Origin of the sequence: Methyloversatilis sp., from assembly GCF_030698125.1 — a bacterium.
Lineage (GTDB): Bacteria > Pseudomonadota > Gammaproteobacteria > Burkholderiales > Rhodocyclaceae > Methyloversatilis.
In genome coordinates, this window is record NZ_JAUYNV010000023.1 from 1 (window position 1) to 13250 (window position 13250).

The following is a 13250-nucleotide window of genomic DNA, read 5'->3' on the forward strand; positions in this document are numbered from 1 at the left end:
CTCTTCCGTGCGCGAACTCAGGTCACTGTTGCCCGCCGAAATCTCCCGCGCCGCCGTGTTGATCGCCTCCGTCGAATCCTTGATCCGACCCACAACCTCGCGCAGCTTGTCCACCGTCGTGTTCGTGTCCTCCTTCAACCGACCGAACGTTCCCGCGTAGTCACGATCAATCTTTTCGGTCAGCACGCCGCGCGAGATGGCATTCAGCACGCGTGCGGTGTCTTCGAGGCCGGCGGCCACGACGGCGACCAGTTCGTTCATGCTGACGGCGAGCGACTTGAAGAAGCCCTGTTTGCCCCGGACCTCGATGCGGTGAGTAAAGTCGCCGCTGACGGTTGCCGCGATCATGGCTTCCACCTCGCGCTCGACGGCAAGTTCCTGCGTGCGTTCGGTCCACTCGGCGACCAGCCCGATGCGCTGTCCGGCATCGTTCGGGATGGGCGTGGTGACGACATCGAAGGTGCGCGAACCGATGACCAGTTCGCTGTACTGCGTATTGCCGACCTGTTCGGACTTGCGGACGAATGCCGGGTTGTCGCACAACGAGGCGACATTGCTGCCGATGATGCGGGCCAGGGAAAACGACGGTACACGCAGTCTGACGTCATTCTCGATCTCGCCCAGCGTCTTCATCATGGTGCGGTTGGCGTAGATGACGTTGCCATCCGCATCGGCAATGCGCACGTTGCGACCTACGAAATCCAGTGCGGTGCGGACCCGCAGGTTCTCCGCGAAAACCGCATGATCACGCTCCATGCGCTGCTTCAGGTCGCCGCGCATCTTGTCGAGCGCCTGCAGCAGATGACCGATCTCGTCCAGCGCACCGGCGTTGATCGACCGGTCCAGCACGCCCGTCGAAATCGCCTCGGCATGGCGTCCGGCGTCACGCAACCGCGACGCGATGCTGCGCCCGAGCCGTATGCTCGGCACGCCGATCGCAAGCCCTACCGCCAACACGCCGAGGACAACCCACAAGGCCTGGTCGAGAATCAGTGCATCGACCTCATCCACATAGATGCCGGAGCCGACGATCCAGCCCCACGGCGCGAAAGCGCGTACGTACGAAACCTTGGCAACGGGGTCTGTCGAACCTGGCCGCGGCCACATGTAATCCACGAAGCCGGCGCCGTCGGCTTTTGCGACTGCCACCATTTCAAGAAACAGGGCTTTGCCGTTCGGGTCCTTCGAGCCGCCCAGATCCTTGCCTTCCAGCTCAGGCTTGGTCGGGTGCATTACCATGCGCGGCCCGAAGTCGTTGATCCAGAAGTAATCCTCGCCGTTGTAGCGCAGCGTGCGCAGCGTCGCGATGGCCTGCCGACGCGCTTCATCCTGCGCAAGCTCGCCGGACGCGGCGCGCTTTTCGAAGGATTCGATCACACCCCAGGCGGATTCGACCGCAAATCGCGCGGCGCTCTTCCGGTCATCCAGCATGTTGCCGCGCATCGCGAACAGCAGTATTGCGGCAAGCGCAACGAAAGCCGAGAGCGTCACGGCAACCATCATCATCAGGCGTCGCTGCACGGTCAGGTTGCCGGAGTCAGAAGGAATTCCAGATGTCTTTGACATTTCTTGCTTCTCAGTGCAGGGGATTTTCGACGAGTGCCATGTCGGCCGAGAGCATCAGCCTTTCGATATCGACAACGATGAGCATCCGGTCATCGATCGAGCCGAGCGACTGGATGTAGCGGGTATCCAGGCTGGAGGCAAACTCGGGCGGCTGGCACAGTTGTGCAGGGTCCAGCGACAGTACGTCGGATACGGCATCGACCACGATGCCGACAACGCGACCGCCGACGTTGAGGATGATCGTGACGGTAAAGGGGGTGTACTCGACGACACCGACACCGAACTTGATCCGCAGATCGACAACCGGAACGATGATGCCGCGCAGATTGATGACACCCTTGATGAATGGCGGTGCGTGGGCAATGCCGGTCACCGCATCATAGCCACGGATCTCCTGCACCTTGAGGATGTCGATGGCGTACTCTTCACCGCCGAGCGTGAAGGTCAGGAACTCCTGGGCGTACCCGCCATCGACGGTGGCGTCTTGTTTCGGGTGCGCTGATCGCGCCAGTTGGGTCATTGCATGCTCCGCAGCGTCTATCACTCTTGCTATATCGGCCGGAACACGAAGTGCCTTGAGGACGCTCAGCGCCTGAAAGCAAGCTTGTCTGCAATCCAGTGACCTGCATCAAGCGGCAAGCCCGCACCGGGGGCAACTGCAAGGCAGGGATGGGGGCTGCGAACGAAGCAGCTGGAACCGGAGGGGCTGCGACGACTGCCTACGCAGCCACCGCCATGCCGACACGGGCTGTTTCGACCAGTGCTTGCACGTCAAGGATCAGGCCGACGTGACCATCACCCATGATGGTCGCACCGGAGATGCCCACCACCCTGCGGTAATTGGCTTCCAGACTTTTGATGACGACCTGGTGCTGACCGACCAGGGCATCGACGAACAGCGCGATCTTGTCGCCGTCCGATTCGAGCACGACGAGAATGCCGCGCTCCAGATCCGTCGTGCCGCCAGTCAGGCCGAACACATCGCGCAGCGTCAGGATGTTCAGGAACTCGTTGCGCACCTGCACCAGGCGGGGCACGCCACCGACGCTCTTGATCATGTCGGCGGCCGGCTGCAGTGACTCGACCACGTAATTCAGCGGAATGATGTAGGTTTCGTCGCCGACCGCCACCGACATGCCGTCGAGGATGGCGAGCGTCAGCGGCAATCGTACCGTCATGCGCGTGCCGACACCGGTCATCGAATCGATGTCGACTCGCCCACCCATCGCCGTGATGTTGCGCTTGACGACATCCATGCCGACGCCGCGCCCCGACACTTCGGTGACCTGATCCGCGGTCGAAAAGCCCGGTTCGAAGATGAGCGCCCACACGTCCTGGTCGGTCATCGAATCACTCACTGCCAGACCGCGCTCGCGCGCCTTGGACAGGATGCGCTCACGACTGAGGCCGGCACCGTCGTCACCGACTTCGATGACGATGTTGCCGCCCTGATGCGAGGCCTTCAGCGTGATGGTGCCTTCTTCCGGCTTGCCGCGCGCGGCCCGTACTTCGGGCGTCTCGACACCGTGGTCAAGACTGTTGCGCACCAGATGGGTCAGCGGATCGGCAATGCGTTCGATCAGGCCCTTGTCGAGTTCGGTCGACTCACCCGCCAGTACAAGCCTCACCTTCTTGCCCAGCTTCTGCGACAGGTCGCGCACGACGCGCGGAAAGCGCGAGAACACGGTGGACATCGGCAGCATGCGGATCGACATCACCGATTCCTGCAGGTCGCGCGTATTGCGTTCCAGTTGCTGCATACCGCTCATCAGGCGTTCGAACTCGACCGGATCGAGTTTTGACGCAGCCGACATCAGCATGGCCTGGGTGATCACCAGTTCGCCGACCAGATTGATGATCTGGTCGACCTTGTCTACGCCCACGCGTATCGACGTATCGGCGACTGCGGCGGGTTTCGCACTGCGTGGCGCAGCGGCCTTGGGGGCGTCGATCGACGGCTCGACCGATGCCTCGATCGGTGCATTGACGGCGGACTTCTCCCGCGTTGCGGCAGCCGGTGACACGATCGACAATGCCGCAGCGGCGCCCGGCGCGTCGACGACAGCCTGCCCGGCTGGCGGATCGAAGAAGCCGCAGGACGAATCACCCGCCTGGCCGTTGTCGGCTGTCGGCGCAACGGGGTCGGTGTCGAACAATCCGTAACTGTCATCAACCGTGCTCGCCGTGTCAGGCAAAGCGTTGTCGAACAAGCCCCACGCGTTATCGCCGTCGGACGATGTTCCGGGTGCCGCGTCGAACAGGCCATACGCATCGTCGGCATCGTCGGCATCGGTGGCCGGCACGGTCAGCGCAAAGCTGTCGGTGACGGAAACGAAGTCAATCAGATCGCGCAGTGCCTCAGCGTCAACACCACCCTGGAAGACGCCGTGCCAGCGCCCGTCAGCACCCAGGGAAAGGTCAAGCAGGCGGCCACCGAGCGCACCGGCCTCGCGAGCAAGATTCTCGATCACGCCCGCCACATCGGCATGGTCGGACAACAGCAGAAAGCTGAAGCGTAAAGTCGATGCGGCAGACAGCGGAACCGATTCTGCACCTCCGCCCCCCCGTGCCGGCTCGACCGCACCGGAATACAGGGACTTGAGTGCAGCGCACACCTGCGCCACCCGCTGCAGATCGGCTTCGCCGATGCCACGGTGCGCCGCCACCAGATCGCGCAGCAGATCGCCGGCTTCGAGTGAGGCGTTGACCATGGCCGGCGTCATGACGACATCGTGCTTGCGCACGCGATCGAGCAGGGTTTCGAGCTCGTGGGTGACCTGCGCGAGGTCGGTGAAGCCGAAGGTGCCTGCGCTGCCCTTGATCGAGTGGGCGGCGCGGAAGATCGCATTCATCTCTTCGTCATCGATGCTGTCGAGATCGATGTCGAGCAGCATCTGCTCCATGTTCGACAGGTGTTCTGCGGCTTCTTCGAAGAACACCTGGTAGAACTGGCTCAGGTCCATGGTCATGAACGGTCTCCCGATTGCGGATATCGACGCACGTCGCGTGCGCTCAGCCGATCACTTTCTTCACCACTTCGACCAGCTTCTGCGGGTCGAAGGGCTTGACCAGCCAGCCGGTTGCGCCGGCGGCACGGCCCTGTGCCTTCATCGCATCGGACGATTCGGTGGTCAGCATCAGGATCGGCGTCGACTTGTACTGCGCCAGGCTGCGCAGATTGCGGATCAGCGTCAGTCCGTCCATGCGCGGCATGTTCTGGTCGGTCAGCACGAGGTTGACCGATTTCGCCTTCGCCTTGTCCAGGCCGTCCTGTCCGTCCACCGCCTCGATCACGTCGTAGCCGGAGTTTTTCAGTGTGAATGCCACCATCTGGCGAATCGACGGCGAATCGTCAATTGCGAGCACAGTCTTTGCCATTACGCTTCTCCTTCAGAACAGTTCAATTTCGCCTGCCCGGAACGCTTGCTGCGCCACCGGGTTCTTGCTGTCGGCAGCTCGAAGCTGTTCCAGCACGTCATCAATCCGACGGACATGCACCTCCGTTGCATGGCCCTGCACCGCGGCTTCGCTCAGTTCGCGTACCGCTTCCATGACCTCGTCGACATTGCCGATGCGTCGCTGCACGTGTCCGATCAGCTGCGACGTCATGTCCTGGAACTGCAGCGACTTCACCGCAGTCGCCACCGCGAGATCGACGCGTTCAACCGATTCGCCCAGCGTTTCGATCGAGCGCTGACGCCGCTTGTGCAGCGTTTCCAGGCCGCGCACCACGCTTTCGACACGCTGTTTCGATTCAAGCGCAAAGGTCATGTCCTGACCGGCGAGGGCGGCCAGAGCGTGCTCCGTCATTTTCACATTGGCCTGTACGCGATCGACCATCATGACGATCTGCTGACTGAATTCACTGGTCCGCGACGACAGCGTGCGCACCTCGTCTGCGACCACTGCGAAACCGCGCCCGGCCTCGCCGGCCCGGGCCGCTTCGATGGCGGCATTCAGCGCCAGCAGATTGGTCTGCTTGGAAATGCCTCCGATTTCGCCGAGCAGCGAACGCACACTTTCGGTTTCGCGCGCGATGCCCTCGGTCAGTTCGACCAGTTCCATGCCCAGCTTGCTGTTCTGCACGACACTGTCGACGACGCGCTGCATGGTGCCCGACGTCTCCTCGACAAAGGATTCGAAGTCGAACTGCCCGTCACCGTCGCCGCTGGTCAGTGCGAACGCGGTCGTACGTTGATCGGTGGTTTCGGCCTGCATGCTTTGAAAACTTCCGGTCAGGCCGCTGATCGCCTCGTGCAGCAGGGTCTGCACCCGGGACAGTTCCTCGGTCATCTGGTCGCACTGCAACCTGATATGAAGTGCGCTGCCGGACAGCACGGCGTGCCCCGCATCGGAGTCGTAGGTACGTTCGGCCTGATGCGCGTTCGCAGACGAAAGTGTCGCCCTGCTACGCAGCAGGACAATCGACGTCATCGTCCAGATGCATGCAATGAACAGCCCCAGTGACAGTACCGGCGCGATCGCATCGGGCCGGAGTGCGACAGCCAGCACCGCACCGAGCACCGTGAGGCTCCATGCGGCTACAAGTGGTATCGAGATGCGATTCATGTCTTCAGGCATTCGGATTCAGGGTAGGGGACTGGACGGTGTAACGGCGGACACGATGAAAACTTGATCCATACGTATGGCACGAATTGATCCGGATCAGGGCATCGCCGGTTCCGCCTCGCCGCCGACGATGTTCTCGACGTCGACCGACTTGCCATCGGCGAGGAACAGCTCTTCGGTCTGCCGGTTGAGAACGATGATGCTGATGCGGCGGTTGATCGGGTTGTATGGATCTTCCTTGTCGAAGGACACGATGGACCCCATGCCGACCACGCGCAGCACCTTGTCCGGATCCATGCCGCCGGCAATCAGCTCGCGCCGTGAAGCATTGGCACGGTTGGCCGACAGTTCCCAGTTCGAAAAGCCGCCGACGCCGCCGGCAAACGGCTTTGCATCGGTGTGTCCCGACAGGAAGATGCGATTTTCGACCTGGTTCAGGATCAGCCCGATTTCACGCAGGATGACCGAGGTGTAGGGCTGCAGCCGATCACTTGCCGAGGTGAACATCGGCCGGTTCTGCTCATCAACGATCTGGATGCGCAGGCCTTCCGAAGTCACGTCGAGCACCAGTTGATTGCGGAACGGCCGCAGATCGGGATTGGCTTCGACGCGCGCCTCGATCTGGCTCTTCAGTTCGATCAGCTTGGCGCGTTCGATGCCTTCCGCCCTGGCCTTGGCATCGTTCTCGGAATCCTTGCTGGCGGTGAGGTTGATCGATCGTTTCTTCGCCTCGACGGTGCCGTACTTGACCTGGCCGGACTGCCGCGTCAGGTCGCGACCGCCGCCCTGGATCACGCTGGAACTGTCCCCCGAGCCCGACCCACCCTGCTGGGCGACCTTGAGCGGATTTTCGAAGTATTCGGCGATGCCTTCGAGATCGCCCTGCGCGGTCGAGCCGAGCAGCCACATGAGCAGGAAGAAGGCCATCATCGCGGTCACGAAGTCGGCGTAGGCGATCTTCCACGCACCGCCGTGCGCGCCGCCGCCGCCTTTCTTGATCTTCTTGACGATGATGGGCTGCTGGGTATCGTCGGACATGGTTCAGTGCTTCGGAGCGGGTTTCGGGTCGATGTGGCGCGGGCGCGGCATGGAAGTCGGAATCAGAACGGGGGTCGGGCTTACTTGCCCTTGCGGTTCTTCACTTCGTCTTCCAGCTCCTTGAAGCTCGGGCGGTCCGGCGAGTACAGCACCTTGCGACCGAACTCAATCGCCACCTGCGGTGCATAGCCATTCATGCTGGCAAGCAGAACCACCTTCATGCACTGATAGATCTTGCCGCCCTCTTCCATCTTCTGTTCGAGCTGCGCGGCGATCGGTGCGACGAAGCCGTACGAAAGCAGGATGCCGAGGAAGGTACCGACCAGTGCGCCGCCGATCATCTTGCCGAGCACCGCCGGCGGCTGGCCGACCGAACCCATCACATTCACCACGCCCATCACCGCGACGACGATGCCGAAGGCCGGTACGCTGTCAGCGACCTTGGAGACGCAGTGCACGGCCACATGCTGCTCCGCGTGGTGGGTGTCGATCTCGGCATCCATCAGGCTTTCGATCTCGAATGCATTCAGGTTGCCGCCCACCATCATGCGCAGGTAGTCGGTCAGGAAATCGACCGCGTGGTGATCGGCGAGGAATTTGGGGTATTTCGAAAAGATCGGACTGGCTTCCGGGTTCTCGACGTCGGCCTCGATGGACATCAGGCCTTCCTTGCGCACCTTGGCAAGTATTTCGTACAGCATCGCCAGCACGTCTACATAGAACGCCTTGTTGTACGACGACCCCTTGAACACGGACGGCAGGGCCCCAAGCGTGGCCTTGATTGCCGGCATGCCGTTGCCGGCCACGAAGCCGCCGATCATCAGACCGAAAATGGCCACGTATTCGGCCGGCACCCACAGTGCAGCCAGACTGCCATGAAGGGCGTACGTGCCGATCGACGCGGCAAGGACGATGACGTAGCCAATGATCAGAAACATGGACTTTCCCTGTGTATGACGGATGTTCGCGGCATCAAGCACTCAGTGCCTGTTGGTGTAACGGCACCGCACTGCGAAACTTGATCGTGATTCCCCGACCACCGGCATCCACCGCAAAGCCGCACCCGTGGCGACGACACAAAAAAAAACCGCCACGGGTTGCCCCGCGGCGGCGAGCTCCCTGCTTTCGCAAGGAGGAGGTCAGACAGGAAAGTAGAACGGGCTGTCAGGCGGCGATCAGGGCCTCGCGCGCGCGTCGCGTCTTGCCGGCACGTGCCGGGATGTGGCACAGGCCGCAGACGTAGCTGGATTTCGGGTCGTAGGCATGGGCCACGAATTGACCGCCGCAGCAGGTGCAGGGCGTACGCTGCAGCAGCTTGGCGTCGAAGAATCGCACCAGGGTCCAGGCGCGGGTCAGGCTCAACACCTCTTCCATGTCGTGCGTCTGCACATGTTCCTGGTAAAGGCGGAACGCCTTCACGATGCAGTCGAGCTGGGATCGCCCGGTGTTCTGCTTGAAGAAGGAAAAGAAGGACATGAACAGCGAAGCGTGGATGTTCGGCTGCCAGGTCATGAACCAGTCGGTCGAAAAGGGCAGCATGCCCTTGGGCGGCGACACGCCCTTTACTTCCTTGTACAGCTTGAGCAGACGCTCGCGCGACAGGTGGGTTTCAGCCTCCAGGAGCTGCAGGCGTGCGCCCAGCTTGATCAGGTCTGCCGCCAGGGCAATTTCACGACCTTCAGAAACGATGCTTTTGTTTTTCATGACCCTTAACCCCTTGAATCAGGAAACCGCTTCGACCGGCTGGGCGCAAGCGAGAATCGTGGCATGCAGGTGGGACGTCGTGGCATCGCGGCCGTGGCTCGACAGCAGGCCGAGCAGCACGCGGTCGTCGAAGCGCAGGCGGCACAGCATCATGTTCGCGCTGGCCATCTTCAGGACCTGGGCCGGCGACAGCGACTCGATCATGTCGGCCACTTCTTCGCTGACACCGAGGCGGAACATCGCCGCATCGCGGTCTTCGCGGATCATCTGCTGGGCAAGCATGAGGTACGAAAGATTCAGTTCCCTGATCTCGTTGAGCAAACCGGTCGTCTTCATCATGCATTCCCTTCCGTCGGCAGGCACCGTGTGTTTCAGTGCATGGGATGCATTCTGCCCAGCAGGGGGGCGTTGCCCAATCAGGACAAGACGTAAGTTCATGTACGTGAAGACGAGCGGAATCCTGTAGGAAGTTTTCCTACATGGCTGGACCGGGGTCGGGATGTCGCGCCTGCCGACGGGCGCGCGGAGCGGGAAATCCGGCTAGATCAAGAGGGTTCCATCCAGGATGCGCTTGCTGAGCAGGTCGGCTTCCACCGGCCGTGAGAAGAAGTAGCCCTGAAACCGGTCGCATTGTTCGCGCCGCAGGAAACCCAGTTGCTCCGGTGTTTCAACGCCTTCCGCCACCGTCGTGAGACGCAGGCTGCGCGCCAGTGAAATGATGACGCGGATGATGGCGGCATCGTCTTCGTCGTCATTGATGTCGCGCACGAAGGACTTGTCGATCTTGACGATGTCGATCGGAAAGCGCTTCAGGTAGGACAGCGACGAATAGCCAGTGCCGAAGTCGTCCATCGAAATGCGCACGCCCATGTTCTTCAGCGCCTTGAGCATGCCGATGGTGGTTTCCGCATCCTTCATCAGCACCGATTCGGTGATTTCGAGCACCAGTTTCTCGGCCGGAAATCCGGTGTCTTCCAGCGTCGTGCGCACCGTTTCCAGCAGGCGCGGCTGGGCGAACTGCACGGCCGACACATTGACCGACATCGACAGGTCCTGCATGCCCTGCTCGTGCCACTTCCTGCCCTGCAGGCAGGCTTCGCGCATGACCCAGGCACCGATCTCGACGATCAGGCCTGATTCGTCGGCAAGCGGAATGAAGCGGTCCGGCGGGATGATGCCGCGCTGCGGGTGACGCCAGCGCAGCAGGGCCTCGACGCCGGACGTACGGCCGGTTACGCCATTGAGTATCGGCTGGTAATTGAGGAACAGTTCGCCGCGCTGAACGGAGTGGCGCAGATGCGTCTCGAGCACCAGCTTCTCGGCCGAACTGGCGCTCATTTCGTGGGCGTAGAAGCTCAGGCCATTGCCACCGGCACGCTTGGCACTCGACATCGCCGCTTCGGCGTTCATGATCAGCGACTGCGCCTCGTTGCCGTCGCCGGGCGTCATCGCGACGCCGAGCGAAGCGGTCAGGAACAGCTCCAGACCATCCTTGATGACCGGTGAAGCGAACGCATCCAGCAGCCGGTGCGCGAACAGGCGGGCGTCGTCGCGCGTCGTGCAGGACGGCGCAAAGACACAGAAGCGGTCACCGCTCAAGCGCGCGATCATCGCGCCCTGGCCGGCACGCTCGATCAGGCGCGACACGACTTCGCGCAACACGACGTTGCCAGCGTCATAGCCGAAACTCGTGTTGATGCGCAGGAAGCGGTCGATATCGATCACCAGCAGCGTCGCATGGCGCGCTTCGGCGCTGCGACGCGCCGTATCGAGCCAGTCGTCGATCTGGGCGCGCAGCAAGGTCTGGTTCGGCAACGCCGAAAGCGTGTCGAAGAAGGCCAGCGCATGGATGCGTGCATCGGCGGTCTGTACCGCCCGGCGCGTTTCGACACCGCGCAGTTCGCGTTCGATGACCGGCACCAGGCGCGCGATATTGCCCTTCTGGACGTAGTCGGCGACGCCGTTGCGCATGGCCGAAAACGCCATGTGGTCGGAAATCTTGCCGGAGTAGATGATGAAGGGAATGTCGCGACCGCTGCGCCGCAGGACTTCCAGCGCGGAGGCCGAATCGAAGCCCGGCATCGCATGATCGGAAATGACCAGGTCCCACTCGCGCTCTTCGAGCGCGCGTGCGAGTTCATGGGCGCTGTCCACGCGCTCGGAATAGGTTTCGAGGCCGCGTGCGCTCAGCTGCGCATTCAGCAGGAAGACGTCGTCTTCATTGTCCTCGACCATCAACACCTTGATGGTTCTGAACCCTCCCATCCTGTCTGAGTGGCGATCCATCAACTTCATTCCAGGTCGTGTGCACGATCAACGAACCTTAACGACGGCAGGAATGGGGCGAACTTGAGCACCGCGAAACGCGCGGGCGGTAAAAATGCCGCTTTTGCCGGGAAATCAGAATCCGCTCAACCGGCTGCGCGCACCCGTCCGCGGCCCGTGCTTTTGGCAGCCATCAGAGCCTGATCGGCCAGTGCAAGCAATGCGTCGGCGTCCGGCATCGGCGCAAGCCGTTCCGCCACACCGATGCTGATCGAGCTTTTCAGGCGCAGCTGGCCGGCCTGCAGCGGCACGGCCGCCACCCCGGCGCAGACACGCTGGGCGCAGGCCATGGCCTGTTCAAGCGTGGTATCCGGGCAGATGATCAGGAATTCGTCGCCGCCGGTGCGGCACACCACATCCTGTGCGCGCATGCATTCCCGGATGGCACGCGCCGTCTGCTCCAGCACCTGATCGGCCACGTCGTGACCGTAGGTTTCGTTGATCTGCCGGAAGTAGTCGACGTCGATCAGCATGCACGACAGCGGCCGTTCGCTGCGCAGCGCGATCGCCCATTCCTGCCCGATGCGCACCATGGCGTAGCGCCGGTTCGGGAATCCGGTCAGCGCGTCGGTCAGCGCAACTTCCTGCAGGCGCCGGTTGCTCACGCCCAACTCGGCCGCGTAGCGGCGGATTTCCTCACGCTCGGCCTCCAGATCCTTCTGTAGCCGGATCATCCGCTGGCCCGCACGCAACCGGGCTTCGAGCACGCGCGGCTTGAGCGGCTTCACCATGTAGTCGTCCACACCCGCTTCGAACGCCTCGACCAGACGCTCGTCGTCCTCGTGACTGGTCAGCACGATGATGTAGATATTGCGGCCCATCCGGGTCTGACGCAGTGTCCGCGTCAGCTCCAGCCCGTTCATCTCCGGCATGACCCAGTCGACCACCATGATCTGCGGCTGAAACTCGAGCGCGCGTTCCATGCCCGCCACACCGTTCTCGGCGCACGTCACCTGGTAGCCGCTGCGCAGCAGCAGCGCCTGCAGCGTCATGCGGGTGGCGGCGTCGTCATCGACCACCAGCGCGCGCAGTGCGCCCGGGTCCGGTGCGTCGTTCGCGGCTTCCACCTCGATCGACGCGGGCGCCGGAATGGCCGGCTCGGGCAGTGCGACATCGTTCAGGTTGGGCAATGCATAGGCATCGACCGGCAGTATCTGTGACCAGTCCTTCCACTCGCGTGCGACGTCGTCGCACAGGGTGCTGACCTGATCGGGCAGCCACGACATGCGCGCCGCCAGCGCGCGGGCAATGCCCATGTGAAGGGCGCGCTCCGCCTCGTCGCACAGGCAGGCTGCCTCGACCGCGCGCGCCAGGCCGAGTGCGAGCGTCAGGCTGTATTCGCGCGATTCGGGCTCGCCCTGCACCGACAATGCCGACTCATGACCGAGCACCGCCGCGATGAAGAAACGCGGCATGCCCCAGTCGGCAAGCATCGCGGCACTCAGTTCGACGTGGGTCATCGCGAACGCCTGCCGCTCGACGTCGAGCAGCATTTCCGGCTCGCCACCACGTACCTCGTCGAGTACGCGCGAGTACTGCGCCGGAAACAGACTGGCCAGCCCGAGCGCGCCGATGCCGGACAGCAGGCCGACGCTGAAGCTTTCCTCGACCCCGGCCGAGCGCATCACCGTCATGATCTTCTGTGTTGCGATGGCACGGATGACCGAGCCGGTCCAGAAGCGCGAATACGGAAAACTTCGGCACAAGCCCTTGCCATTGCTGGAAATCAGCGAAAAGCCCAGCGCCAGATTGCGTACCGCAGCCATGCCGAGCACCGACAGCGCGTCGCGCAGCGCCACGATGGGCCGCATGCCGGGCGCCAGCGTGCCGTTGGCCGCGCACACGAGGCGGCCGACCAGCGCCGGATCGCCCTGTACAAGACGCGCGAGCTCGGCCAGCGAGGCGTCACCGCGTTGCGTGACGCGTGCAATCGCCAGCGCAATGCCACGCGGAGAAGGCAGTTCGCCGGCCGCCTTGATCTCTTCGAACCGGCGTGTATCAATCAGGTCATTCATCTATTTGCCATCGTCCAGGCCCGAACGGCGCGT

Annotated in this window: 11 protein-coding genes; all 11 read right to left on the reverse strand. The window is 62.7% G+C overall.

Annotation, left to right across the window (positions count from 1 at the left end; all coding sequences use genetic code 11):
• Positions 1–1566: cache domain-containing protein (locus Q8Q80_RS09165; RefSeq protein ID WP_305632624.1), on the reverse strand; the 1566-nt coding region annotated here is incomplete at its 3' end.
• Between the two features lie 10 nt (positions 1567–1576).
• On the reverse strand, positions 1577–2086 hold the full coding sequence (locus tag Q8Q80_RS09170; protein ID WP_305632625.1) for a chemotaxis protein CheW: 510 nt from the start codon (positions 2084–2086) through the stop codon (positions 1577–1579).
• A 199-nt stretch (positions 2087–2285) separates the two neighbouring features.
• The gene (locus Q8Q80_RS09175) at positions 2286–4535 is read right to left on the reverse strand and encodes a chemotaxis protein CheW (RefSeq protein WP_305632626.1); all 2250 of its coding nucleotides are present in this window, start codon (positions 4533–4535) and stop codon (positions 2286–2288) included.
• 43 nt (positions 4536–4578) lie between these two features.
• Positions 4579–4944: a response regulator gene (locus Q8Q80_RS09180; protein ID WP_305632627.1), complete on the reverse strand. Its 366-nt coding sequence runs from the start codon at positions 4942–4944 to the stop codon at positions 4579–4581.
• Positions 4945–4956: 12 nt separating this feature from the next.
• Entirely contained in the window at positions 4957–6135 is a 1179-nt protein-coding gene (locus Q8Q80_RS09185; RefSeq protein ID WP_305632628.1) for a methyl-accepting chemotaxis protein, read from the reverse strand.
• A 96-nt stretch (positions 6136–6231) separates the two neighbouring features.
• Positions 6232–7173, reverse strand: a complete 942-nt coding sequence (motB, locus tag Q8Q80_RS09190; RefSeq protein WP_305632629.1) for a flagellar motor protein MotB — start codon at positions 7171–7173, stop codon at positions 6232–6234.
• Between the two features lie 80 nt (positions 7174–7253).
• Positions 7254–8111, reverse strand: coding sequence for a flagellar motor stator protein MotA (motA, locus tag Q8Q80_RS09195; protein ID WP_305632630.1), 858 nt, complete (start codon positions 8109–8111; stop codon positions 7254–7256).
• A gap of 226 nt (positions 8112–8337) precedes the next feature.
• Positions 8338–8877, reverse strand: coding sequence for a flagellar transcriptional regulator FlhC (gene flhC, locus Q8Q80_RS09200; RefSeq protein WP_305632631.1), 540 nt, complete (start codon positions 8875–8877; stop codon positions 8338–8340).
• A gap of 18 nt (positions 8878–8895) precedes the next feature.
• The gene (flhD, locus tag Q8Q80_RS09205; RefSeq protein WP_069039559.1) at positions 8896–9213 is read right to left on the reverse strand and encodes a flagellar transcriptional regulator FlhD; all 318 of its coding nucleotides are present in this window, start codon (positions 9211–9213) and stop codon (positions 8896–8898) included.
• 204 nt (positions 9214–9417) lie between these two features.
• Positions 9418–11163: a bifunctional diguanylate cyclase/phosphodiesterase gene (locus Q8Q80_RS09210; protein WP_305632632.1), complete on the reverse strand. Its 1746-nt coding sequence runs from the start codon at positions 11161–11163 to the stop codon at positions 9418–9420.
• A gap of 125 nt (positions 11164–11288) precedes the next feature.
• The gene (locus Q8Q80_RS09215; protein WP_305632633.1) at positions 11289–13217 is read right to left on the reverse strand and encodes a diguanylate cyclase; all 1929 of its coding nucleotides are present in this window, start codon (positions 13215–13217) and stop codon (positions 11289–11291) included.
• Between the last annotated feature and the right edge of the window lie 33 nt (positions 13218–13250).

Bases quoted from the DNA above. Each gene is read 5' to 3' on its own strand.
- Q8Q80_RS09170 (WP_305632625.1), bottom strand. From the start codon at position 2,086: ATGACCCAACTGGCGCGATCAGCGCACCCGAAACAAGACGCCACCGTC.
- Q8Q80_RS09175 (WP_305632626.1), bottom strand. From the start codon at position 4,535: ATGACCATGGACCTGAGCCAGTTCTACCAGGTGTTCTTCGAAGAAGCC.
- Q8Q80_RS09180 (WP_305632627.1), bottom strand. From the start codon at position 4,944: ATGGCAAAGACTGTGCTCGCAATTGACGATTCGCCGTCGATTCGCCAG.
- Q8Q80_RS09185 (WP_305632628.1), bottom strand. From the start codon at position 6,135: ATGAATCGCATCTCGATACCACTTGTAGCCGCATGGAGCCTCACGGTG.
- motB (WP_305632629.1), bottom strand. From the start codon at position 7,173: ATGTCCGACGATACCCAGCAGCCCATCATCGTCAAGAAGATCAAGAAA.
- motA (WP_305632630.1), bottom strand. From the start codon at position 8,111: ATGTTTCTGATCATTGGCTACGTCATCGTCCTTGCCGCGTCGATCGGC.
- flhC (WP_305632631.1), bottom strand. From the start codon at position 8,877: ATGAAAAACAAAAGCATCGTTTCTGAAGGTCGTGAAATTGCCCTGGCG.
- flhD (WP_069039559.1), bottom strand. From the start codon at position 9,213: ATGAAGACGACCGGTTTGCTCAACGAGATCAGGGAACTGAATCTTTCG.
- Q8Q80_RS09210 (WP_305632632.1), bottom strand. From the start codon at position 11,163: ATGGATCGCCACTCAGACAGGATGGGAGGGTTCAGAACCATCAAGGTG.
- Q8Q80_RS09215 (WP_305632633.1), bottom strand. From the start codon at position 13,217: ATGAATGACCTGATTGATACACGCCGGTTCGAAGAGATCAAGGCGGCC.